22 protein-coding genes are annotated in these 21,353 nt (G+C 72.2%); 11 read left to right on the top strand and 11 right to left on the bottom strand.

Going from position 1 to position 21,353, the window contains the following annotated elements; translation table 11 throughout:
- Positions 1-5: 5 nt before the first annotated feature.
- The 4 genes from JJI54_RS12140 to JJI54_RS12125 all read right to left on the bottom strand — a co-directional run bounded on the left by JJI54_RS12140 (position 6) and on the right by JJI54_RS12125 (position 3,578).
- Positions 6-992, bottom strand: a complete 987-nt coding sequence (locus tag JJI54_RS12140) for an NAD-dependent epimerase/dehydratase family protein (RefSeq protein ID WP_203073247.1) — start codon at positions 990-992, stop codon at positions 6-8.
- A gap of 45 nt (positions 993-1,037) precedes the next feature.
- A complete protein-coding gene (rfbB, locus tag JJI54_RS12135) occupies positions 1,038-2,132 on the bottom strand; it encodes a dTDP-glucose 4,6-dehydratase (protein WP_203073246.1) in 1,095 nt (364 codons plus the stop codon).
- An 85-nt stretch (positions 2,133-2,217) separates the two neighbouring features.
- Positions 2,218-3,231: a potassium channel family protein gene (locus JJI54_RS12130; RefSeq protein ID WP_203073245.1), complete on the bottom strand. Its 1,014-nt coding sequence runs from the start codon at positions 3,229-3,231 to the stop codon at positions 2,218-2,220.
- Positions 3,228-3,578 carry a RidA family protein gene (locus JJI54_RS12125; RefSeq protein WP_203073244.1) on the bottom strand — a complete coding sequence of 117 codons (351 nt, stop codon included), beginning with the start codon at positions 3,576-3,578 and terminating at the stop codon, positions 3,228-3,230. Before JJI54_RS12125 ends, JJI54_RS12130 begins: the two co-directional genes overlap by 4 nt.
- An 83-nt stretch (positions 3,579-3,661) precedes the next feature.
- Between JJI54_RS12125 and JJI54_RS12120 the strand changes: the two genes are divergently transcribed.
- Complete coding sequence (locus JJI54_RS12120) at positions 3,662-4,171, top strand: YqhA family protein (RefSeq protein WP_203073243.1); 510 nt, start codon at positions 3,662-3,664, stop codon at positions 4,169-4,171.
- A gap of 8 nt (positions 4,172-4,179) precedes the next feature.
- Here JJI54_RS12120 and JJI54_RS12115 read toward each other — a convergent pair whose 3' ends face one another.
- On the bottom strand, positions 4,180-5,052 hold the full coding sequence (locus tag JJI54_RS12115) for a metal ABC transporter permease (RefSeq protein WP_203073242.1): 873 nt from the start codon (positions 5,050-5,052) through the stop codon (positions 4,180-4,182).
- Positions 5,049-5,789 carry a metal ABC transporter ATP-binding protein gene (locus JJI54_RS12110; RefSeq protein WP_318987491.1) on the bottom strand — a complete coding sequence of 247 codons (741 nt, stop codon included), beginning with the start codon at positions 5,787-5,789 and terminating at the stop codon, positions 5,049-5,051. The genes JJI54_RS12115 and JJI54_RS12110 overlap by 4 nt, the downstream gene beginning before the upstream one ends.
- A 225-nt stretch (positions 5,790-6,014) precedes the next feature.
- On the opposite strand from JJI54_RS12110, the gene JJI54_RS12105 reads away from it, so the two are divergent.
- From JJI54_RS12105 to JJI54_RS32675, 4 genes are all read left to right on the top strand, one after another.
- Entirely contained in the window at positions 6,015-7,304 is a 1,290-nt protein-coding gene (locus tag JJI54_RS12105) for a DUF445 domain-containing protein (RefSeq protein WP_203073241.1), read from the top strand.
- Positions 7,305-7,420: 116 nt separating this feature from the next.
- The gene (locus tag JJI54_RS12100; protein WP_203073240.1) at positions 7,421-8,515 is read left to right on the top strand and encodes a calcium-binding protein; all 1,095 of its coding nucleotides are present in this window, start codon (positions 7,421-7,423) and stop codon (positions 8,513-8,515) included.
- A complete protein-coding gene (locus JJI54_RS12095) occupies positions 8,422-9,666 on the top strand; it encodes a VCBS domain-containing protein (RefSeq protein WP_203073239.1) in 1,245 nt (414 codons plus the stop codon). The genes JJI54_RS12100 and JJI54_RS12095 overlap by 94 nt, the downstream gene beginning before the upstream one ends.
- Positions 9,667-9,784: 118 nt before the next feature.
- Positions 9,785-12,079, top strand: a complete 2,295-nt coding sequence (locus tag JJI54_RS32675; RefSeq protein WP_203073238.1) for a hypothetical protein — start codon at positions 9,785-9,787, stop codon at positions 12,077-12,079.
- Here JJI54_RS32675 and JJI54_RS12085 read toward each other — a convergent pair.
- Positions 12,076-12,546 carry a nucleoside deaminase gene (locus JJI54_RS12085; RefSeq protein ID WP_203073237.1) on the bottom strand — a complete coding sequence of 157 codons (471 nt, stop codon included), beginning with the start codon at positions 12,544-12,546 and terminating at the stop codon, positions 12,076-12,078. The two genes, JJI54_RS32675 and JJI54_RS12085, sit on opposite strands and share 4 nt — an antisense overlap.
- A gap of 47 nt (positions 12,547-12,593) precedes the next feature.
- On the opposite strand from JJI54_RS12085, the gene JJI54_RS12080 reads away from it, so the two are divergent.
- The 3 genes from JJI54_RS12080 (at position 12,594) to JJI54_RS12070 (ending at position 14,890) form a co-directional block, all read left to right on the top strand.
- Positions 12,594-13,634, top strand: a complete 1,041-nt coding sequence (locus JJI54_RS12080) for an LLM class flavin-dependent oxidoreductase (protein WP_226381678.1) — start codon at positions 12,594-12,596, stop codon at positions 13,632-13,634.
- 285 nt (positions 13,635-13,919) lie between these two features.
- On the top strand, positions 13,920-14,432 hold the full coding sequence (locus JJI54_RS12075) for a hypothetical protein (RefSeq protein WP_203073236.1): 513 nt from the start codon (positions 13,920-13,922) through the stop codon (positions 14,430-14,432).
- Between the two features lie 65 nt (positions 14,433-14,497).
- Positions 14,498-14,890, top strand: coding sequence for a RidA family protein (locus JJI54_RS12070; protein ID WP_203073235.1), 393 nt, complete (start codon positions 14,498-14,500; stop codon positions 14,888-14,890).
- A gap of 7 nt (positions 14,891-14,897) precedes the next feature.
- Here JJI54_RS12070 and JJI54_RS12065 read toward each other — a convergent pair whose 3' ends face one another.
- The 3 genes from JJI54_RS12065 to JJI54_RS12055 all read right to left on the bottom strand — a co-directional run bounded on the left by JJI54_RS12065 (position 14,898) and on the right by JJI54_RS12055 (position 16,345).
- Positions 14,898-15,290 (bottom strand): hypothetical protein, encoded by a 393-nt coding sequence (locus JJI54_RS12065; RefSeq protein WP_203073234.1) that lies wholly within the window; start codon positions 15,288-15,290, stop codon positions 14,898-14,900.
- On the bottom strand, positions 15,227-15,589 hold the full coding sequence (locus tag JJI54_RS12060) for a hypothetical protein (protein WP_203073233.1): 363 nt from the start codon (positions 15,587-15,589) through the stop codon (positions 15,227-15,229). Before JJI54_RS12060 ends, JJI54_RS12065 begins: the two co-directional genes overlap by 64 nt.
- 78 nt (positions 15,590-15,667) lie before the next feature.
- Positions 15,668-16,345 (bottom strand): GntR family transcriptional regulator, encoded by a 678-nt coding sequence (locus JJI54_RS12055; protein WP_203073232.1) that lies wholly within the window; start codon positions 16,343-16,345, stop codon positions 15,668-15,670.
- A gap of 86 nt (positions 16,346-16,431) precedes the next feature.
- Between JJI54_RS12055 and fahA the strand changes: the two genes are divergently transcribed.
- From fahA to JJI54_RS12040, 3 genes are read left to right on the top strand one after another with little or no spacing between them, the layout of a single operon-like run.
- Positions 16,432-17,772: a fumarylacetoacetase gene (gene fahA / locus JJI54_RS12050; RefSeq protein ID WP_203073231.1), complete on the top strand. Its 1,341-nt coding sequence runs from the start codon at positions 16,432-16,434 to the stop codon at positions 17,770-17,772.
- 34 nt (positions 17,773-17,806) lie between these two features.
- Positions 17,807-18,595, top strand: coding sequence for a cyclase family protein (locus tag JJI54_RS12045; RefSeq protein ID WP_203073230.1), 789 nt, complete (start codon positions 17,807-17,809; stop codon positions 18,593-18,595).
- A 5-nt stretch (positions 18,596-18,600) separates the two neighbouring features.
- Complete coding sequence (locus JJI54_RS12040; RefSeq protein ID WP_203073229.1) at positions 18,601-19,548, top strand: tripartite tricarboxylate transporter substrate binding protein; 948 nt, start codon at positions 18,601-18,603, stop codon at positions 19,546-19,548.
- Between the two features lie 17 nt (positions 19,549-19,565).
- Here the strand turns inward: JJI54_RS12040 and recJ are convergent, their stop codons facing one another.
- The gene (gene recJ, locus JJI54_RS12035; RefSeq protein WP_203073228.1) at positions 19,566-21,350 is read right to left on the bottom strand and encodes a single-stranded-DNA-specific exonuclease RecJ; all 1,785 of its coding nucleotides are present in this window, start codon (positions 21,348-21,350) and stop codon (positions 19,566-19,568) included.
- Between the last annotated feature and the right edge of the window lie 3 nt (positions 21,351-21,353).

Here is a 21,353-nt window from a genome sequence, read left to right as displayed (position 1 = left end):
CCCCCTCAGGCCACGTATTCGTCAAGGCGCGGACGGTACCAGTCGAGCGAACGGCGCAGGCCCTCATCCACATCCACCCGCGGCCACCAGCCGGTGGCGGCGCGGAAGGCGCGGTCATCGGCGGCGTAGCTGCCGATGTCGATCTGCGCGCGGTCGGCCGGGAATTCCTTCATCACATAGCTGCCCTTGCCGCCATTCGCCGCGACCAGGCGATCCGCCAGGTCCTTCAGCGAGAGTGGGGGCGGGCCGCCGATGTTGAAGACATGGCCATTCACCTGCGGCTCCGTCGCATGGCTGGCGGCGCGCAGGAAGGCATCGGTGACGTCGTCGAGGTAGGTGAGGTCGCGCAGCTGCTCGCCGCCCCAGACCTCGAAGGCCTCCCCTTCCAGCACCCGGCGGATCCAGATGCCGAGGAAGGTCTGCCGCGCATCCTTGATGCGCAGGCGCGGGCCGTAGCAGTTGGTCAGGCGGAGGCTGACGACCGGGCGGCCATGCACCCGGTTCTCCAGCAGCCAGTACTGCTCCCCGGCCCATTTGGAGACGCCGTTGGAATCCGGCGGGTTGACCATGTGCTTCTCATCGACCGGCAGGTATTGCGGCCGGCCGTAGAACTGGCGGGTGGAGGCGTGGACGACGATCGCCTTCGGCGCCACTTCCCGCATCACGCCGATCAGCCGCACCTGCGCCACCGCATTGATGGCGATGTCGGCGACGGGGTCCTTCTGCCCGCCCATATGGCTGGTCTGGGCAGCCATGTTGAACAGCACGTCGATGCCCTGGCAGAGGCTGTGCAGCTCGGCATCGCGGATGTCGCCGCGCACCAGCATGACGTTGCTGCCCTCGAGGTTGAGGGCATTGGCGCCGCCATCCGGCACCATGGCGTCCAGCGCCACCACCCGCGCCCCCTGCGCGGCGAGCGCGTGGCAGAGGCCGCTGCCCAGGAAGCCCGCGCCCCCCGTCACCAGAACCCGCTTGCCGCGCCAACTATCCATGGCCACCGAAATCGTTTCCTTCCGCCGTCGTTCCGCTGCCGCCGTTCACGTCGCCGTGGCCGCATGGCCACCCGGCGGCGTGTTCACGCCGCCGAGCCGCTGCCCGGCATAGCGCCGCGCCCGGATCGGGCCCCACCAATCCTCATGGTCCAGGTACCAGCGCAAGGTGTGTTCCAGCCCGCTCTCGAAATCATGTTTCGCACGCCAGCCCAGCGCCACCTCCGCGCTGGTCGGGTCCATGGCGTAGCGGAAATCGTGGCCCGGGCGGTCCTTCACGAAGGTGATCAGCCGCTCCCGCGGCCCCGCGGGGTCCGGGCGCAGCCGGTCCAGCACGGCGCAGATGGTCTTCACGACCTGCAGGTTGCTGCGTTCCTGCCGCGGGCCGATGCAGTAGGTGCCGCCGGGCTTGCCGGCATGGAGGGCGGCCAGCACCAGCGCCTCCGCATGGTCCTCCACATGGATCCAGTCGCGGATGTTCGACCCGTCGCCATAGACCGGCAGGGTCTTGCCCTCCAGCGCATTGAGGCTGACCAGCGGGATCAGCTTCTCCGGGAATTGCCAGGGGCCGTAATTGTTCGTGGTGTTGGAGACGAAGGCCGGGAAGCCATAGGTGTGGTGCCAGGCCCGCACCAGGTGGTCGGAGGCCGCCTTGGAGGCGCTGTAGGGGCTGCGCGGGTCATAGGGCGTGTGTTCGTCGAAGGGTTTTTCCTCGGTCGATTCCAGGCTGCCGAACACCTCGTCGGTCGAGATGTGGTGGAACCGGAAGGCCGCCTTGCGGGGGGCGTCGAGGCCCGCCCAATAGGCGCGGGCCGCTTCCAGCAGGACCTGGGTGCCCACCACATTGGTGCGGATGAACTCGGCCGGGCCGTCGATGGAGCGGTCCACATGGCTCTCGGCCGCCAGGTGCATCACCACCTCCGGCTGCCATTCCGCGAAGGCGGCGGCCATGGCGGCGGGGTCGCAGATATCGGCCTTCAGGTGGACGTGGCGGGCGTGTCCGCGCGCCTGATCCAGCGCCTCATGGCTCGCCGCATAGGTCTCCTTGTCCACATTCACCACCACATGGTCGGTGGTGGCGATCAGGCGGCGGACCACGGCGGAGCCGATGAACCCCAGGCCACCCGTCAGCAGGATACGCATGTCCACTCCTCGGTCGCCGATAGTAATGCCGGTCAATTAAGGCAGGCCCGCGGCCCGTGCGTGTCCGCTTCGCGGTCCCGCTGCCTCAGTCGCCACCATGCCGGTGCGGCGGCGGAGAATGCCCGGCGGCTCCATCGGGGTCCACATGCGGGTCCCGCACCCGGCTCCGCCCGGCCGGCCCCTCCGCCCGCACCCGGCGGCTGCGCATGATCTCGGCGAAGCCGAACAGCAGCAGGAGCTGCCCCGCCAGCACCTCCAGGCTCGCCAGCACCCGCGCGCCATCGTCGGAGGGGCGGATATCGCCGTAGCCCACCGTGGACAGGGTCGCGATGGAGAAGTGCAGCGCATCCGAATAGCTCAGCCGGATCGGCCCCTCCGGCCCGTGGAACAGGGCGTGGTGGCTCAGCCCGTCGGCGATGCGGTAGGTGGCGCCGAAGCCGATGACCAGCACGGCATACATCAGCAGGAAGGCCACGATCGGCACCGCCAGGTGGCGGGCGCGGTTGCCGAGTTCCTCCATGATCAGCGCGACATCGACCAGCAGCCGGACCACGTCCCGGACCGACAGGGCCACCACCCCGCCGATCACGGCCATGGCCGCCATCAGGATCGCCGCCTGCCATTCCGGCGCCAGGCGGTTCACCGGCAGGGCGAAGCAGATGACCCCGACGGCCGAGACGCCGGCCAGCCAGCGCGCGGCATAAGGCAGCAGGTCCAGGCTCTCCGCCTCCTGCTTCTCCGCCACCTCCGCCAGCTCGCGTCGGCGCCAGAACACCGTGCCGAGGAAGGCCAGCACGGGCAGCAGGAAGGCGATGGGCCGGGACCAGTCGGCCGCATGGGGGAACTGCGCCCGCCCCAGCACGACGAAGAGCGTGGCGTAGAGCGCGAGCCCCGTCGCCGTGCCGAAGGCGAAGTGCAGCCCGCGCGGGAACAGCCGGTAGAGCAGCCCGAGCCCGAGCCCCGCCACCCCCAGCACCACGGCGGAGAGCACCAGCCCCTCATCCCCCACCCCCAGCGCCACCAGCAGGGACAGCGCCACGGTGAAGGCGACGGACCGCGCCCAGGCCTGCCGCAGGCGGTGCGGCGGCAGCGGGTTCACGGGGCGAGCGCCACGCCGGTGATCTCCACCTTCCAGCGCGGATCGACCAGCGCGGCCTCGATCGTCATGCGCGCGGGCTTGGCGGCGGGGTCGAGCCAGGCGTCCCAGGCGCGGTTCATCGCCGGCGCGTCGCGGATATCGGCCAGCACGATGGTCACCGACATCAGCGCGCGCTTGTCGGTCCCGGCCTCCGCCAGCAGGGCGTCGATCTGGGCCAGGATGTCGGCCGTCTGCCCCTCCGCATCCAGGGTCGGGTCATCCGCCACCTGGCCGGCCAGCCACAGAAGGCCGCCCCCCAGCACGGCGCCGGACAGGCGCTGCTCCTCGGCGATGCGGCGGATGGTCATGCTTCTCTCCTGCAATCTTCCATGGCGCCAATCTTCCAAAGACCGGGACCGAGTGCCACATGGCGCGCGACCGGGAGACTGACATGCAAAGCATGATCGACAAGGCCATCATCGCCAGCCGCTACCTGCTGGTGGTGTTCTTCGGTGGGTTGGTCGTCGCGCTGGCGGTCTATGCCGTCGGCTTCCTCGCCAAGCTGTGGAAGTTCGCCTCCAACGCGACCAACGGGTCGGACAACCGGCAGCTGATCGACCTGCTGCACCTGCTCGATTCGGCGCTCGTCGCCTCCCTCGTCGTCATGGTCGCCATCTCCTCCTATGACAGCCTGGTCTCCCGCCTGGCGCCGCGGGACGGGGACAAGGAGGTGGGCTGGCTGGCGGCGGTGGACCCCGGGAACCTCAAGCTGAAGCTGGCGACGGCGCTGATCGCCATCTCCTCCATCCACCTGCTGCAGATCTTCATGGAGATCGGCAGCTATGACGACCGGGCCGTCACCTGGGGGCTCGCGATCCACGGCATGTTCCTGGTGGGCGCGCTGGTGCTGGGGCTGGTGGACCGCATCACCGCCGCCAGCAAGAAGCCGGGCAAGCTGTAGCCGGGGCGCTACCCCGCCAGATGCGGGCGCCGGACCCAGCGGGCGAGCAGCCCATCGACCGGCCCCGCCACCACGGACAGCACCCAGAGCAGCCCCGCCGCCAGCACGATGGCGGGGCCGGAGGGCAGGTCCAGGTGGTAGCTGCCGAGCAGCCCCGCCAGGCTGGCCGCCGCGGCGAGCCCCACCGCGGCATAGGCAAGGCCTGACAATTCCCGCGACCAGTGCCGCGCCGCGACGGCGGGCAGCATCATCAGCCCCACCGCCATCAGCGTGCCCATGGCCTGGAAGGCCGCCAGCACGTTCAGCACGACGAGGCCGAGGAAGGCCAGGTGCCAGGCGCCGCCGCCCACGCCCTCCGCCTGCGCGAAGCCGGGGTCGAAGCATTCCAGCGCGAGCGGCCGCCAGCCCAGCGCCAGCGCGGGCAGGGTCAGCGTGGCCACGCCGGCCATCAGCAGCAGCGCCGGGTCATCCACCCCCAGCACCTGGCCGAACAGCAGATGCGTCAGGTCCCCCGTATCGCCCCGCAGCGACACCAGCGTGACGCCGAGGGCGAGGGCGATAAGGTAGAGCGCCGTCAGCGCCGCATCCTCCCGCCCACCCGTGGCGCGGGAGAGCGCGCCGGCGCCGACCGCGACGGCCAGCCCCGCCACCAGCCCGCCGACCGACATGGCGGGCACCGACAGCCCGGCGATGAGGAAGCCTGCCGCGATGCCCGGCGTCACGCCATGGGCCAGCACCTCCGCCGTCAGGCTCGTCCGCCGCAGCATGAGGAAGACGCCGAGCAGCGGCGCGGAAACCGACAGGGCAAGGCAGCCCACCAGGGCGCGCCGCATGAAGCCGAATTCGAGGAAGGGGCCGAGGATCGCGTCCAAGACGCTCACGCCGCGCAGGCGGGGGCGGCTTCGTCCCAGGATTCCGCCATCCGGCGGGCCCGCATCCGGTTGGCGGCAGACAGCACCTCGGCCGTCGGGCCGCTGGCGACGCATTCGCGGGCCAGCAGCAGGCAGTGCGGGAATTCGTCCCGCACCAGGTCCATGTCGTGCAGCACGGCCATCACGGTGCGGCCCTCCCCGTGCCAGCGGCGGACCACGGCCAGCAGGTCGGCCGCGGTGCGGGCATCGACGGCGTTGAAGGGCTCGTCCAGCAGGATCAGGTCGGCGTCCTGCACCAGCAGGCGGGCGAAGAGCAGGCGCTGGAACTGGCCGGCGGACATGGCGCCGACCGGGCGGCGGGCGAAGCCGCCAAGGCCCACCGCCTCCAGCGCCGCCTGGGCGCGGTCCCGGTCCGCGGCGCTGGCCGCGCGCAGCGCGCCGAGCCGCGACCACATGCCCTGCATCACCACATCGAGGCAGAGGATCGGGAAGGCGCGGTCCATGCCGGATTGCTGCGGCAGCAGCGCGAGGCGGGGCTGCGCGCCGGAGATGGCGACGCGCCCGGAATCGACGCGGTGCAGGCCCGCGATGGCGCGCAGCAGCGTCGTCTTCCCCGCGCCATTCGGGCCGACGATGGCCGTCAGGCTCCCGGCCTCGAACCGCGCGGAGACGTGGTGCACCGCCGGGTGGCGCTGATGCGTCGCGGTCAGGTCGCGCAGTTCCACCGCGGGGCCGCGCGCCGTCACAGCGCGAGCGCCCAGGCGACGGCGCCCCAGAGCCCGGCCAGCACGCCCCCGGCCAGCAGCAGCCGCGCGGCGGCACCGGAGGACAGGGCCAGGGGGTCGGGGATCGGCAGGCGCATGGTTACCTTATAACGTCACCGCCGATGTAGCGCCCCGGCGATGACATTCAAAGCCCTGCGTGGCGCATGGCTGGGAAAACGAATGGCGGGGGCCTAGCTGTGGGCCGTGATGCAGCCTCTCCCCTCCCCTCCCCCCGAAGACCCCGACCTCGCGCTGCGGCGCGCCCTGACACGACACCGGCGGGCGGCATCGCTGCTGCTGGCCGGCATGGGGGGGCTGCTGGTCGGCAGCTACTGGCTGCCGCCGGGCTACGGGACGGACCTGCTGCAGGCCTCCGCCAAGGCGGGGCTGGTGGGGGGCATCGCCGACTGGTTCGCGGTGACGGCGCTGTTCCGCCACCCCCTCGGCCTGCCCATCCCGCACACCGCCATCATCCCCCGGCAGAAGGAAAGGCTGGGCGCCGGGCTCGGCCGCTTCGTGGCAAACCATGTGTTCACGGAGGCCGAGGTCGCGCGCGTGCTGGGGCGGCTCGACCTGGCGGGCATCCTGCGCGGCTGGTTCAACGACCCGGAAGCGATCCAGCCCGCCGCCGCCGCCCTGGCGCGGACCATGCCCCGCATCCTGGCGAGCCTGGAGGATGGCCGGGCGCGGCGCCTGCTGGCGCGCCTGCTGCCCCGCATCGCCGGCGGCCCCGGCGCGGCGCGCGTGGTGGCCCGCGCCCTGACCGCGCTGATCGAGGGCGGGCGGCACCAGGAGGTGTTCAACCTGGCCGTCAGCCAGCTGAAGGCCCTGCTGGCGGCGAAGGAGGATCAGCTGCAGGCCGCCATCGCCGCGCGCGTCCGGGCGGAGGGCGGCGCGCTGGTGGGCTGGCTGGCGGGTGCGACCATCGCGCGGCGCGTGCTCTCCGCCCTGAATGCCGAGCTGGACAAGGTGGAGCCCGGCGACAGCGACCTGCGCCTGGCCTTCGAGGGCTGGGTGAAGGCGGAGGTGGCGCGGCTGGAGAACGACCCGGAGCGCGCCGCCGCACTCGGCCGCGCGCTGCGCGACGCGCTGCGCCACCCCGCCGTCGCCACCTGGCTCGGCGATATCTGGGACAGGCTGCGCGCGGCGATGGAGGCCGATGCGGCCAACCCCGAGGGCCGCACGATGCAGGTGCTGGCCGGCGCGCTGGCCAATGTCGGCACCATGCTGGCGGAGGACGAGGCCGCGCGGGCCCGGCTGAACAAGGGGGCGGAGCGCGTGCTGATCGCCCTGCTGCCGGCGGCGCGCAGCCAGCTCTCGGACTTCATCGCGGGCGTCGTGCGCAACTGGGAAACGGCGACGGTGACGGAGAAGATCGAGCTGCGGGTCGGCAAGGACCTGCAATATGTCCGCATCAACGGCACGCTGGTGGGGTTCCTGGTGGGCGGCGCGCTCTACGCGCTGCTGACGGCGGTGTTCGGGCGGGTGGCGGGGTAGCGCGCCTCGCCTTGGCACCCTGCCTGGCATGGGGGCTGCACTGATCCCGGCAGAACGCAGTCCGGTTGCAGAATGCAACTGCACCCTGCGAGCCGAGACGCCAGGACCCGCCCCCGATGCCCCGCACCATCCTCCGCACCGCCACCAACCAGGCCGACTGGTTCCACCTGCAGAATGCGAGCGATGCGATCGAGCTGCTGACCGGCGGCGGCGATGACGGCGTCTTCGGCAGCGCCTTCGCCGACCTGATCCGCGGGGGCGACGGCCATGACCTGCTCTGGGGCGAGGATGGCGCCGATACGCTGACGGGCGATGCGGGCAACGACCAGCTCTGGGCCGGCGCGGGCGCGGACAGCCTGGATGGCGGCGCGGGCAATGACCTGATCTGGGGCGGCGCCGGGGACGACACGATGAACCTCGGCGAGGGCAACGACATGGCCTGGGGCGAGGATGGCGCGGACCGCTTCGTGACCGGCGGCGGCCATGACAGCGTCTGGGGCGGCCAGGGCAATGACAGCGTCGATGGCGGCGCCGGGGACGATGCCCTCCACGGCGATGCCGGCGATGACACCATCCTGGCCGGCGAGGGCCGCAACACCGTGGTGGGCGGCGAGGGGCATGACCGCATCGCCGCCGGCGCGGGCGACGACAGCATCACCGGCGATGCGGGGAACGACACCGTCGCGGCCGGCAACGGCCACAACACGGTCTGGGCCGGCCAGGGCGCGGACAGCATCACCAGCGGCACCGGCAACGACACGATCGGGGCCGATGACGGGAACGACACCGTGCTCTCCGGCGCCGGCAACGACGTGGTCTGGGCCAATGGCGGCAATGATTCCATCGACCTCGATGCCGGCAATGACCTGGCCAGCGGTGATGCGGGCGCCGACACCATCCTGGCCGGCGCGGGCAACGACACGGTCCATGGCGGTGACGGGGATGACCTGATCTCGGCCGGCGCCGGCGCCGACCAGGTCTTCGCCGATGGCGGCAACGACCGGGTGGTGATGGATGTCGCGGGCGCCCGCGGCGATACCTATGACGGCGGCGCGGGGTTCGTGACGGCGGCGCGGGGTTCGACACGCTGGTCTTCTCCCTGGCCCGGCCGGACTGGATGGCGGCCAGCTTCCAGGCCGAGCTGGCGCGCTTCCTGGCGCATGCCGCGACCACGCCCTGGGCCGATTTCCGCTTCGCGGCGCAGTCGCTGACGGTCCGGGGCTTCGAGGCCGCGGCGGTGACGGTGGATGGCGTGGCGCTGACCGCGGCGGATGACGCGGTGGTGGCGGTGGCGGACCGCTTCACCGTCTCCGAGGATGCGGCGAGCGTCGCGGGCAACGTGACGGCCAATGACAGCGTGGCCGACCTGGTGGCCGCGGTGCGGCTGGTGACGGCGGCCAGCGGCGGCAGCCTGGTGCTGGGCGCCGATGGCGCCTTCAGCTGGACGGGCGGCGATGCCTTCCAATCGCTGCGCGCCGGCCAGAGCGCCGAGGTCACCTTCAGCTACCGCGTGACGGATGCCGATGGCGATGCCGGCGTCGCGGTCGCGACCATCACCATCCTCGGCGCGAATGACGCGGCGACGATCGGGGGCGAGACCGAGGGCAGGATCCGCGCCGGGGCGGCGGAGAAGGTGGGCGGCCGGCTTTCCATCGCCGACCTCGATGCCGGGGAGGCGGTGTTCGGCGACGCCAAGGGGCTGGAGGGCCGCTTCGGCCATTTCGACTTCGACGCCAAGACCGGCGCCTGGACCTATGTGCTGGACACCCCGGCCGAGAAGCTGCGCGAGATCGCCGGGGGCGAGGCGCTGGTGGAGACGCTGGTGGTGGTCTCCGCCGATGGCGCCACCACGCAGGAGGTGACCGTCACCATCGAGGCGGCGCGGGAGAAGGGCGCCAACCTGCTGGTGAATGGCAGCTTCGAGGAGCCCGCCATCAAGGACGGCGCCTGGTCCCCGGTGAAGGAGATGCCGGGCTGGACCAGCAATGCCGGCGCGATCGAGGTCTGGGCCGGCTATGGCGGCATGAAGGCCAGCGACGGCCGCCAGCACATCGAGATCGACTACGACCGCGCGGTGGACGCGATCAGCCAGAAGGTCGATGCCGAGGCCGGTGCGCGCTACGTCCTGACCTTCGATGCCCGCGCCCGCACGGACAAGCCGGCGACCGAGGGCTTCGTGGTCATGTGGAACGAGGAGAAGCTGGCCTTCATCCAGCCCACGACCAAGGAATGGACCCGCTACGAATTCATCGTCGAGGGCCGGGAGGGCATGGATCTCCTGGCCTTCGTCGAGGATGCCGCCGGCAATGACAGCTATGGCGGGCTGCTGGACAATGTGGCGCTGCGCGACGCGGTGTGGTGAGGGGCGGCGCGGCCTGGCGCCTCACGCAGCTGTGGCCGAGGCAGCCGGAATGACCGGCTGAATCGTATACCGGACCCGGCCGGGATGGTCTTGGGTGGGTGGCAGGAGGAACCCGCCCATGGCCTTCATCCGCCGCATCCGCCTGCGTGCCCCTGCCGATCGCGACGAACCCTTCCTGGAGAAGCAGCCCTGGTGGCCGCGGCGGGCCCGGCTTTCCGCCGCGGCCCCGTCGATTTCCGCCAGCGAGGAGGCCGAGAGCCTGGCCCGCTGGCGCCAGGCACGGCGCGCGCAGCGGCGGCAGCAGGACCCGCAAGGCCCGGGGCTGACGGGGCTCGGCATCTATGCCGCGGTGCTGCTCGGCCTCGGCGCGGTGGAGATCGGGCAGCGGGAGGAGGCGGATGCCGGGGCCGATGCGCCGGATTCGCTGGCGGGCGCCGATGCGGCCGCCCCGGCCTCGGCGCTGGAAGGCAGCGGCTTCGCGGGGCTGGGCGCGGGGCTTGGCCTGTCCTGGGGCATCGGCGCCGCCGCGGCGGCGGGGCTCGGGGCCAGCATCTCCCCGGCCTATACCATCCCGCGCGGCAGCGGCGTGCTGCCCGAAGGCGCGCCGGTGGCGATGGCGCCGGCCGCGCCGATCGGCCCGGCGCCCGCCGCGCCCGTGGCCGAGGCCGCGGCCTGGGCGATGCCGGCCGAGGCCGGGGCGCCGGTGCGGCCGGCGGTGCTGGACGAGAGGCCGGTGGCCGAGGCGGCCCCGCCCCGCGCGGCGCCGGTGACGGAGGCCGCCCGGGCCCCTGCCCCGGCCCCTGCCTCCCGCGCTGACGCCGCCCCGGCCGAGGCGCCGCGGCCGGTCGCCACGGCGGTGCCGGATTCCGTGGCGGAGGCGGCGGCTGCCCCGGCTCCCGCAACGCCTGGCGGGCGCTGGGCCTCCCGCGACGCGGCCGGGCCGGCGCGCGAGAGCCCACCGGCCAGCGATGCCGCCACGGGCTGGCCCGCGGAGGCCGAGACGGCCATCGGCAGGCCGGACGAGGCGGGCGCGACGGCGCCCGTGATCGAGGTAAACGCCGGCGACAAGGGCGATGCGCCGCGTCCTGCCATCGACGTTGCCATCGGCACGCCCACGGATGACGGCACCACGCCGCCCGTGGCCGAGGCGAGCGACGGCACGCCGCGCGACGTCGCAGGGCCCACCGGCGATGTCGGCGTCGGCAATCCGGGCGATCCGCCGGTGCCCGCGATCGACGTTGCCATCGGCACGCCCGCGCAGAACGGGGACACGCCGTTCGTGGTCGAGGTGAGCACCGGCAAGCCCAGCGATACGCCGCTGCCCGAGATCGACGTCGCCATCGGCATACCCTCGCAGAACGGCGACACGCCGCCCGTGGTCGATGTAACTACCGGTAAGCCCAGCGACGTTCCCGCGCCCGCCATCGATGTCGGTGTCGGCAAGCCAGGTGATACACCGCTGCCCACGATGGACGTCGCCATCGGCACGCCCTCTCAGAACGGCACCACGCCGCCCGTGGTCGATGTGAGCATCGGCAAGCCCAGCGACGTCCCCGCGCCCGCCATCGATGTCGGCGTCGGCAAGCCAAGCGATACACCGCTGCCCGCGATCGACGTCGCCATCGGCACACCCTCGCAGAACGGCGACACGCCGCCCGTGGTCGATGTGAGCATCGGCAAGCCCAGCGACGTTCCCGCGCCCGCCATCGATGTCGGCGTCGGCAAGCCGAACGAAACGCCGGTCATCGATGTCGGTGTTGGCAAGCCGGGTGATACACCGCTGCCCGCGATCGACGTTGCCATCGGCACACCCGCGCAGAACGGCGACACGCCGCCTGTGGTCGATGTGAGCATCGGCAAGCCTAGCGACCTTCCGCTGCCCGCCATCGACGTTGCCATCGGCATGCCCTCGCAGAACGGCACCACGCCGCCTGCGGTCGATGTGAGCATCGGCAAGCCGGGCGATGGTCCCACGCCCGCCATCGATATCCGCGTTGGCAAACCGGGCGACCTGCCGCTGCCCGCCATCGACCTTGCCATCGGCACGCCCTCGCAGAACGGCACCACGCCGCCTGCAGTCGATGTGAGCATCGGCAAGCCGGGCGAGCTTCCGCCGCCCGCCATCGAACTTGCCATCGGCACGCCCTCGCAGCACGGCACCACGCCGCCTGCTGTCGATGCGAGCCTCGGCAAGCCGGGCGACCTTGCCGTGCCCGCCATCGATGTCAGCCTCGGCGACACGCCGCTGCCCGCCACCGGGAAGCCCGGGGCGGAGGCCTGGGCGCCGTTCGCGGATGGCCTGCTGCCGCCGGGGCTGGAGGCGCTGCTTCAGCCCGTGGCCGGCCCGCCGGACGACAGCTTCCTGCCCGAGGCGCCGCGGCCGGCGACGATGGCGTTCGACCTCCTGTTCTAGTAGGCGACCTTGTCGGGCTTGGCGGCCCAGGCCTCGAAGACCTCGAGCGCCTCGGCCGCCAGCAGGCGGCGCATGGGCAGGGCGCGCGCCTCGATGGGCTTCGGGATCTCGGTGTAGAGCAGCTCGTCGTCGAAGCCGATCGCCGCGGCCTGCACGCGGTCATTCGCATAGGCCACGGCATCGACCCGCGCCCAGTAGAGGGCGGCCAGGCACATCGGGCAGGGCTCGCAGCTGGTATAGACCGTCGCGCCGCGCAGGTCGAAGCGGCCCAGCGCGGCGCAGGCGCGGCGGATCGCCACCACCTCCGCATGCGCGGTCGGGTCATTGGTGGAGGTGACCTGGTTCCAGCCCTCCGCCACCACCTTCCCGTCCATCACCACCACCGCGCCGAAGGGCCCGCCGGCGCCGGAGACCATGCCGCGGCGGCTCACCTCGATCGCGTGGCGCATGAAGTCGGCATCGGTCATCGGCAGCCCCTCAACCCTTGGCGTTAAGGCGCGGAAGCGCCACCATCATGGCCATGACGCTTACACTGTCGATCCTCGACCAATCCACCATCGCCGCCGGCCGCGGGGCCGATGAGGCGATCCGGGAGACGCTGGCGCTGGCGAAGCTGGCCGAAGCCTGGGGCTACCACCGCTACTGGATGGCGGAGCACCACAACAGCCAGTCCCATGCCGGCACGGCGCCGGAGATCCTCTGCGCCGCCATCGCCGCCACCACCAGCCGCATCCGCATCGGCACCGCAGGGGTCATGCTGCCGCACTACTCGGCGCTGAAGGTGGCGGAGCAGTTCCGGGTGCTGGAGGCGATCGCGCCTGGGCGCATCGACCTCGGCGTCGGCCGCGCGCCGGGCAGCGACGGGCGCACCGCCTTCGCGCTGAACCCGGATGCGGCGCAGGCGGCGGACCGCTTCCCGCAGCAGGTGCAGGACCTGATGGGCTGGCTCGGCGACGGGCTGCCGGAGAGCCACCCCTTCCGCATGGTCGCCGCCAACCCCGCCATCCCGACGCGGCCGGCGGTGTGGATCCTCGGCTCCTCCGATTTCGGGGCGCAGCTCGCGGCCTATTTCGGCCTGCCCTACTGCTTCGCCCATTTCATCACCGATGGCCGCGGGTCCGAGGAAGCGATGGCGCTGTACCGGGAAGGCTTCCGCCCGCATCCCGGCCAGGCCGGGCGCCTCGCCTCCCCGCAGGGCGCCGTCGCGGTCTTCGCGCTGACGGCGGCGACGGAGGCGGAGGCGCAGCGCCTGTTCAAGTCCCGCGCCCTGTGGCGCCTGTTCCGGGACAAGGGCATCTTCCCGCCGCTGCCGAGCGTGGAGGAGGCGGAGGCCTATCCCTATTCGCCCGACGACCTCGCGCGGATCGAGCGCATGCGCGCCCGCGCCCTGGTCGGCGCGCCGGAACAGGTGGTGGCGCGGCTGCGCGCGCTCGCCGCCGCGCATGGGGTGGAGGAGGTGGCGGTGCTGACCCCCTGCCATGACGCGGAGGCGCGGCGCACCTCCTACCGCCTGCTGGCGGAGGCGAATGCCGCATCCCTGCCGAAAGCCGCGTGATGTGGCTTTTTAGTCGCTAACCCCGTTTAGCCGATTATGCCGTTTATGCGCCTTTAGCACCGTTTTCGCGGGTGCCCCCGGCAGCCATCCGGGGGGCGAGGGGCCGCCGCGGGCATGGCTGGGGCCCTGGCTGACCGCGGATGATGCGGCAAATTTTCCTAAATGTCAAGCCGATGGTTTCGCCTGTTGCGCGGCCCATGGCGTGCTGTTTCACGCGCGCCCCGGCGCCATTGACCCCCGCGCGGCGGCCGCGCCAGCCTGGGCGCGGCGGCGTGGAGCGGCAACATGTCCTATCGCAAGATTCCCAGCATCGGCCAGGCGCATGAGAATTCCTGCTGGGCCGCCTGCCTCGCCTGGTGGCTGAAGGCGGTGCAGGGCGGGCGGCCTTCCTGGACACAGGCGAAGATCATGGAGGTCTATCGCCGCAGCCTCGACAGCGATGGGGCGATGATCCCGGAATACATGGTCAATGCCTGGCGGAACGACCAGCGCCTGAAGATGGGCACCATGGTCTTCAAGACGCCCAACGCCACGCTGAACCGGCTGCCGATCGGCCCGACGCCCGTCTGCATCGCCTTCAAGCACATGACCGGCTTCGCCCATATGAACGTCATCTGGCCGAGCGAGGGCAGCAAGGTCTGGTGCATGGAGCCCTACTGGCCCTTCCCCGGCGTGAACGGGAAGCGCACCGGCCGCTTCGTGGAGCGCGAGATCGACGACCATTTCAACTTCGGGGATGCCGTGATCCTGGCCTGGGCCAACCCCTTCGAGGGCGAGAGCGCCGCGCCGCCGCCATAGGGCGCGGGAACCCGCCGCGCGCGGGCGGCTTCTGCCCCTCGCGCAACGGTGCAGGACCCCTTCCCATGGCGAAGCGAGACGCGGTGTTCCCGGCGGGGCGGCAGGACCTCTACCGCGCCAATGCCTATTCCGCCGCGATCCGGTCGGGCGACCTGCTCTTCGTCTCGGGCCAGGTCGGCAGCCGGGAGGATGGATCGCCGGAGCCGGATTTCGAGGCGCAGGTCCGCCGCGCCTTCGCCAACCTGGCCGCGACGCTGGAAGCGGCCGGCTGCGGCTTCGACGACATCGTGGACGTCACCAGCTTCCACACCGATCCGGAGCGGCAATTCGCCACCATCATGGCCGTGAAGGCGGCGATGTTCCCCGAGCCGCCCTATCCCAACTGGACGGCGGTCGGCGTCACCTGGCTGGCGGGCTTCGACTTCGAGATCAAGGTCATCGCCCGCATCCCGGGCTGACGCGGGATCAGCCCCGCCCGAACCTCTCCGGCCGCACCCGGTGGCGCCTGCGCGCGCGGCGGCGGGCCAGGGCTTCCGCGATTCCGGGCAGGGCCAGCAGCGGCACGGTGGCCAGCGCCAGCAGGCCGAAGCCGGCGCCCCAGGCGCGGCCACCCAGCACGAAGGCCAGGCCCGCCAGCGTCCAGGTCAGGCCATTGGCGCCGAGGCCGAGGGCGAAGAGCCAGCGCAGCCGCGCGAGCCGCGCGGCGGCCTCCGCGGGGTCGCCTTCCGTGAAGGCGGTGCCGCGGGGGGTGACGTCGTAGAGGCGGTCCTGATCGACCCGGAAGGGCGGTCCGCTCAGCGGCGGACCACCACGAAGCGCACGGGCACGCCCTGGCGCCGCAGGCGGCGGATGCGCCACCAGAGGGTGCCGGCGCCGATCGCGCCGGCGACGATCAGCACGGGCAGGACCAGGCCCACGAAGAGGATGGCGAGCGACGCCAGCAGCAGGCCGCCCGCCGCCAGCGCCACCAGCAGCGCCACGCCCGTGACCTTGCCGAGGATGCGGTCGAGCGTCGTCGCCGGGCGGGCATTGGGGGGCGCGCCCGGGTTCATGCCCGGGTTCATGCCCGGGTTCATGCCGGGGTTCAGCCCGGGCTCGTCCCGGAACTGGCCATCCGGCGTCATGTCGAGGACGGGCGGGGTGCGATGCTGGTCCATGCCCGGGATGTTGCCCGGCCGGCGCCGGGGTTCAAGGGCGGGATTGTTGCGGAGCGTCACGGCGGCGGCGGGGGGGCATCACGCCTCCCCGAACAGCACGGGCAGGACATGGTCGGCGGTGGTGCCGATGTGGTGGCGCAGCGCCGCCGGGGCCGCGGCCTCGTCCCGCGCCAAGGCGAGGCGGGCCAGCTCCTCATGCACCGGCACCGCGCTGTTCCAGTCCACCAGCACCGTCTTCATCACGCGGCGATAGCGCGTCATCTGCACGTAGAGTTCATCGCAGAAGCCGGCCAGGGACCGCAGCGGGCAGGCGGCGATCAGGGCGCGGTGGAAGCGGTGGTGCTTCGCCTCGTAGCTGTCCTGCCAGGCGGGGTTGGCGGGGTCGCGGCGCTCGATCTCCCGCTTCAGCACCGACAGGCTGGCGACGATCCCATCCTCCCACGCCGCATCGCCGGCCTGCATGGCCAGGCGCAGCGCCTCGGGCTCCAGCATCTGCCGGGTGCTGGTGATGTCGAGGAGATGGGCGCGGGTGACGGGGGGGACGGAGAAGCCCTTCTGCCCCTCCCCGTTCACGAAGCCCTCCGCCACCAGGCGGGACAGGGCTTCCCGCAGGGGCGTGGTGCCGATGCCGTAGCGCTCCACCAGATCCTTCAGGCGCAGCCGGGCGGCGGGCGCCAGGTCTCCCGCCACGATGTCCTGGCGCAGGCGATGGGCCACGGCCTCCGCCGCCGTGGCGGCCTGGTCGGCCTCAAGCATCGATTTTGTCCTGAAAATATATTTCCGCTTGCATGATCGGTGATTCCTCGCATGATCGACATAACACGGAGGAAGCGATCATTTCCATGCTCGATGCGGCCCAGGCACCGTCCCCGCTGGACGAGACCCATGACCCCGCCCGGCGCAGTTGGGTGGCCTCCGCCCAGGCGGCGGGCACCGATTTCCCGATCCAGAACCTGCCGCTCGGCGTCTTCAGCCGGGGGGGCGGGACGCCGCGCGGCGGCATCGCGATCGGCGACCAGGTGCTGGACCTGGCGGCGGCGCTGGCGGCCGGGCTGTTCGAGGGCGAGGCGGCGGCGGCCGCGGGCGCGGCCTCGGGGCCCACGCTCAATCCGCTGCTGGCGCTGGGGCGGGGCGCGTCGCGGGCGCTGCGGCGGCGCGTCTCCGCCATCCTGGCGGAGGGCAGCGCGGACCAGGCCAGGGCGGCGGCCTGCCTGGTGCCGATGGAGGAGGTGGCGCTGCACCTGCCGATGGTGGTCGGCAACTTCACGGATTTCATGGCGTCCCGCTTCCACACCGCGCGGATGGGCGCCAGGCGCGATCCCGGCAACCCGCTGCCGCCCGCCTTCCTGCACCTGCCCATCGCCTACCATTCCCGCGCCACCACGGTGCGCGTGGGCGGCGAGGCGCTGGCCCGGCCGCATGGGCAGAGCCTGGGGCCCGATGGCACGCCGCGCTTCGGGCCGATCCTGGCGCTGGATTTCGAGTTGGAGTTCGGCGCGGTGATCGGCAGCGCGAACCGGATGGGGGAGCCGATCCCGATCGCGCGCGCCGGCGAATCGCTGTTCGGCTATTGCCTGCTGAATGACTGGTCGGCGCGGGACGTGCAGCGCTTCGAGATGATGCCCCTCGGCCCCTTCCTGTCCAAGAGCCTGTCCACCACCGTCTCCCCCTGGATCGTGACGGCGGAAGCGCTGGCCCCCTTCGCGGTGCCGGCCTTTGCGCGGCTGGCGGGCGACCCGGAGCCCCTGCCCTACCTGATGGCGGCGGGCGACCAGGCGGCGGGGGGCATGGATGTCGCGCTGGAATGCTGGATGACGACGCCGCGCATGCGGGCGGAGGGGGTGGCGCCGGCGCGGATCGTGGCGACCAACCTGCGGCACCTGCACTGGACCTTCGCGCAGATGGTGGCGCACCACACCTGCAATGGCTGCGACCTGCGGCCGGGCGACGTGCTGGGCAGCGGCACCGTCTCCGGCCCCGAGCCCGAGGGCCGCGCCTGCCTGGCGGAGGTGGTGATGGAGGATGGCGGCCTGACCCTGCCCAACGGGGAACGGCGGAGCTTCCTGGAGGATGGCGACGAGGTCTGGTTCACCGGCCGCGCCAGCCGGGACGGCTTCGTCCCCATTGGCTTCGGCGAATGCCGTGCGAGGATCGAGCCCGCGAGGCCCTTCCCCACCGCCTGACACGGACCGGCCTGACGACGGAGGAAACACAAGAATGGCACGACGTATCGTGGACATCTCGTCCGCGCTGAAGGCCGGCATCGCGAGCGACCCGCCGCAGATGCTGCCGAAGATCGACTACATCGACCACCACATGAGCGGCCCGCGCATGGCCGAATACATGGGCGTGCCGCTGGAGGCGCTGCCGGAGGGGCAATACGCGGCGGTCGAGCGCGTCGAGATCAGCACCCATAACGGCACCCATCTCGACGCGCCCTACCACTTCTTCTCCCGCATGAACGAACGCACGGTGCCGGGCGGCGAGCCCAGCATGCGCATCGACGAGGTGCCGCTCGACTGGTGCTTCCAGCCCGGGGTGAAGCTGGATTTCCGCCATTTCGAGGATGGCTACATCGTGCAGCCATCGGACGTCGAAGCCGAGTTGAAGCGCATTGGCCATGAGGTGAAGCCGCTCGAGATCGTGGTGGTGAACACGCGGGCGGGCGAACGCTATGGCGAGGACGACTACATCGACAGCGGCTGCGGCATGGGCAAGGCGGCGACGCTGTGGCTGCTGGAACGCGGCGTGCGGGTGACGGGCACCGATGGCTGGTCCTGGGACGCGCCCTTCAGCCACACCAGGCGCCGCGTGCAGGAAACCGGCGATGCCAGCCTGATCTGGGAAGGCCACCGGGCGGGGCGGGAGATCGGCTACTGCCACATGGAGAAGCTGAACGGGCTGGAGAAGCTGCCCCCCACCGGCTTCATGATCGCCTGCTTCCCCGTGAAGGTGCATCGCGGATCGGCGGGCTGGACCCGCGCCGTCGCGATCTTCGAGGAGTGAGGACCATGCGCAGGATCCTTCTGGCGGCGGCCGCCGCGCTGTTCGGCCTTGCCCCCGCGGCGCGGGCGGAATTCCCGGAACGCCCGGTGACGATGATCATGCCCTATGCGCCCGGCGCGGCGGATGCGCTGATGCGCGCGATCGGCGAGCATTTCCAGCGCGCCACGGGCCAGCCGCTGGTGCTGCAGACGCGCGACGGGGCCTCGGGCGTGGTCGGCATGCGCGTCGTCGCCGGCGCGGCGGCGGATGGCTACACGCTGGGGCATACGCCCGTGACCGCCATCGCGGTGCAGCCGCATTTGCTGCGCAATGCCGGCATCGGGCCCGCGAGCTTCGAGGGCGTCTGCGGCACGAACGAGAACGTCATCACGATCGCGGTGCGCGCGGACAGCCCGATGCGGGACCTGCCGGGGCTGGTGGCGGAGGCGCGGCGGCGGGCGCTGTCCTTCGGCAGCCCGGGGCCGAATTCGCTGCCGCAGCTGGCCGTCTGGCAGGTGCAGCGCGCGACGGGGATCGAGCTGAACCACATCCCCTATCGCGGCGAGCCGCCGCACATCAACGACACGCTGGCCGGGCGGCTCGACTTCTCCGCCGCCATCGTGAGTTCGGCGGCGGAGCTGGTGATGGCGGGGCGGATGCGGCTGCTGGCGGTGTTCTCCGCCAACCGCCACCCGGATTTCCCGGATGTGCCGACGGCGCGGGAACAGGGGATCGATGCGCAGCTCTTCTCCCAGGTCGGCATCTATGCGCCGCGCGGCACGCCGGCGCCGGTGCTGGACCGGCTGGAGAGCGCCTGCCGGGATGCGCTGCAGGATGCGACGGTGCTGCGGGTGCTGGCGAACAGCCGGTCCCCCGTGCGCTTCGTGCCGCGCCAGGCGCTGACGGAATGGGTGCGGGGCGAATACGAGAATTACGGCCGCATCCTGCGCGAACTGGGCGTGCAGCCGGAGTAGGGGCCAGGCCCAGGGCCTCAGACGGGCGCGGCATCCACGACGTGGAAGCCCAGCGTGACGTTGTCGTTCCAGCTCTCCGCGCGGAGATGACCCGCGAGATGCATCGTGCCGCCGCCAAGCAGGGCGGCGGCGAGCGGACCCTCCTTCGCGCGGAAGCACACGGCCTTGAGGCGCGGGCCCCCGCCCTCCCCTTCCAGGAAGGCGCGGATGGTCGCACCTTCCTTGCCGACGCGGTCGGCGCGCACCACCCGGGCGCGGTTGAGGACGAAGATCGGCTCGTCATTCCCGGCGCCGAAGGGGGCGAGGCGCGCGACCTGGGTCGCGACCTCCATGGTGGCGCCCTGCACGGTCAGTGAGCCCTCGACCGGCAGGTCGGCGGCGCCGGGCAGATCGGCGGCGTGCGCGAGGCGTTCGTCGAGAAACGCATGAAACTCGCCCTCCCGCGCCGCGAGGAAGGAGAAGCCGGCCGCCATGGCGTGGCCGCCGCCGGTCTGCAGCAGGCCCATCTGGCGCGCGGCGATGATGGCGGCGCCGAGATCGACGCCGGGCAGCGACCGGCCCGAGCCCTTGGCCAGCCCGTCCGACAGGCCGGCGACGCAGGCGGGGCGGTTGAACTTCTCCTTCATCCGGCCAGCGACGATGCCGACCACGCCGGGGTGCCAGCCCTCCCCCACCACCAGCAGAACGGGGTGGCCGTGGTCCACCTGGCGGGCGGCTTCGGCCATGGCGGCGGTCAGCACATCAGCCTCCACCTCCTGCCGCCGCCGGTTCACGGCATCCAGCTTCTCGGCCATGGCGCGGGCCTCGACCGGGTCATCCTCCACCAGCAGGCGGAGGCCGAGATCGGCTTCGTCGATGCGGCCGGAGGCGTTGATGCGCGGGCCCAGCAGGTAGCCCAGCGTATGGGCGCTGGGCGCATCCTTGGCCAGCGCCACGTCGAGCAGCGCGGCGATGCCGGCGCGGCCGCGCCGCGCCATGACCTTCAGGCCCTGCGTCACCAGCGCGCGGTTCAGGCCCGTGAGCGGCATGACGTCGCAGACCGTGGCCAGCGCCACCAGGTCCAGCAGGTCCAGCAGCCGGGGCTCCGGCCGGTTGGCGAAATGGCCGCGGCGGCGGAGTTCGCGCAGCGTCGCGACGCCGGCCAGGAAGGCGACGCCGGCGGCGCAGAGATGGCCGAGGCCGCTGCCGCAATCCGGCCGGTTCGGATTCACCGCGGCGCGCACGCGGGGCACCGGGCCTTCCGCCTTGTGGTGGTCCAGGATGACGATGTCGGCGCGGTTGTGGGCGACGGCCAGCGCGGCTTCCGCCGCGATGCCGCAATCCACCGTGACGATCAGCGTGGCGCCGCGGTCGCAGAGGGTGGAGATGGCGGCGGCGTTGGGGCCATAGCCTTCCCGGATGCGGTCCGGGACGTAATGCGTGACGGCGCAGCCGAGGTCGCGCAGCAGCCGCGTGGCCAGCGCGCCGGAACAGGCGCCGTCCACGTCATAGTCGCCGAAGACGGCGACATGCTCGCCGCGCTGCACCGCATCCGCCAGCCGCGCCGCGGCCACATCCATGTCCCGCAGGCAGGAGGGATCCGGCAGCAGCGCGCGCAGCGTGGGTTCGAGGAAATCCGCCGCGGCATCGATGCCCACGCCGCGGGCGGCCAGCAGGCGGCCGACCAGTTCGGGCAGCGCCAGGCGCTGGGCGATGGCGGCGCCGATGCGCGCATCCCCCTGCCGCCAGATCCAGCGGCGGCCGGTGGCGGAATGCGCGACGCCCAAGGCGAGCGCCGCCTGATCCGTCACCAGCCCATCCATGGT

Source organism: Falsiroseomonas ponticola (assembly GCF_016805305.1).
Classification (GTDB): Bacteria; Pseudomonadota; Alphaproteobacteria; order Acetobacterales; family Acetobacteraceae; genus Falsiroseomonas; species Falsiroseomonas ponticola.
The sequence above is the reverse complement of the archived record's forward strand: the minus strand, read 5'-3'. Positions and strand labels throughout refer to the sequence as shown.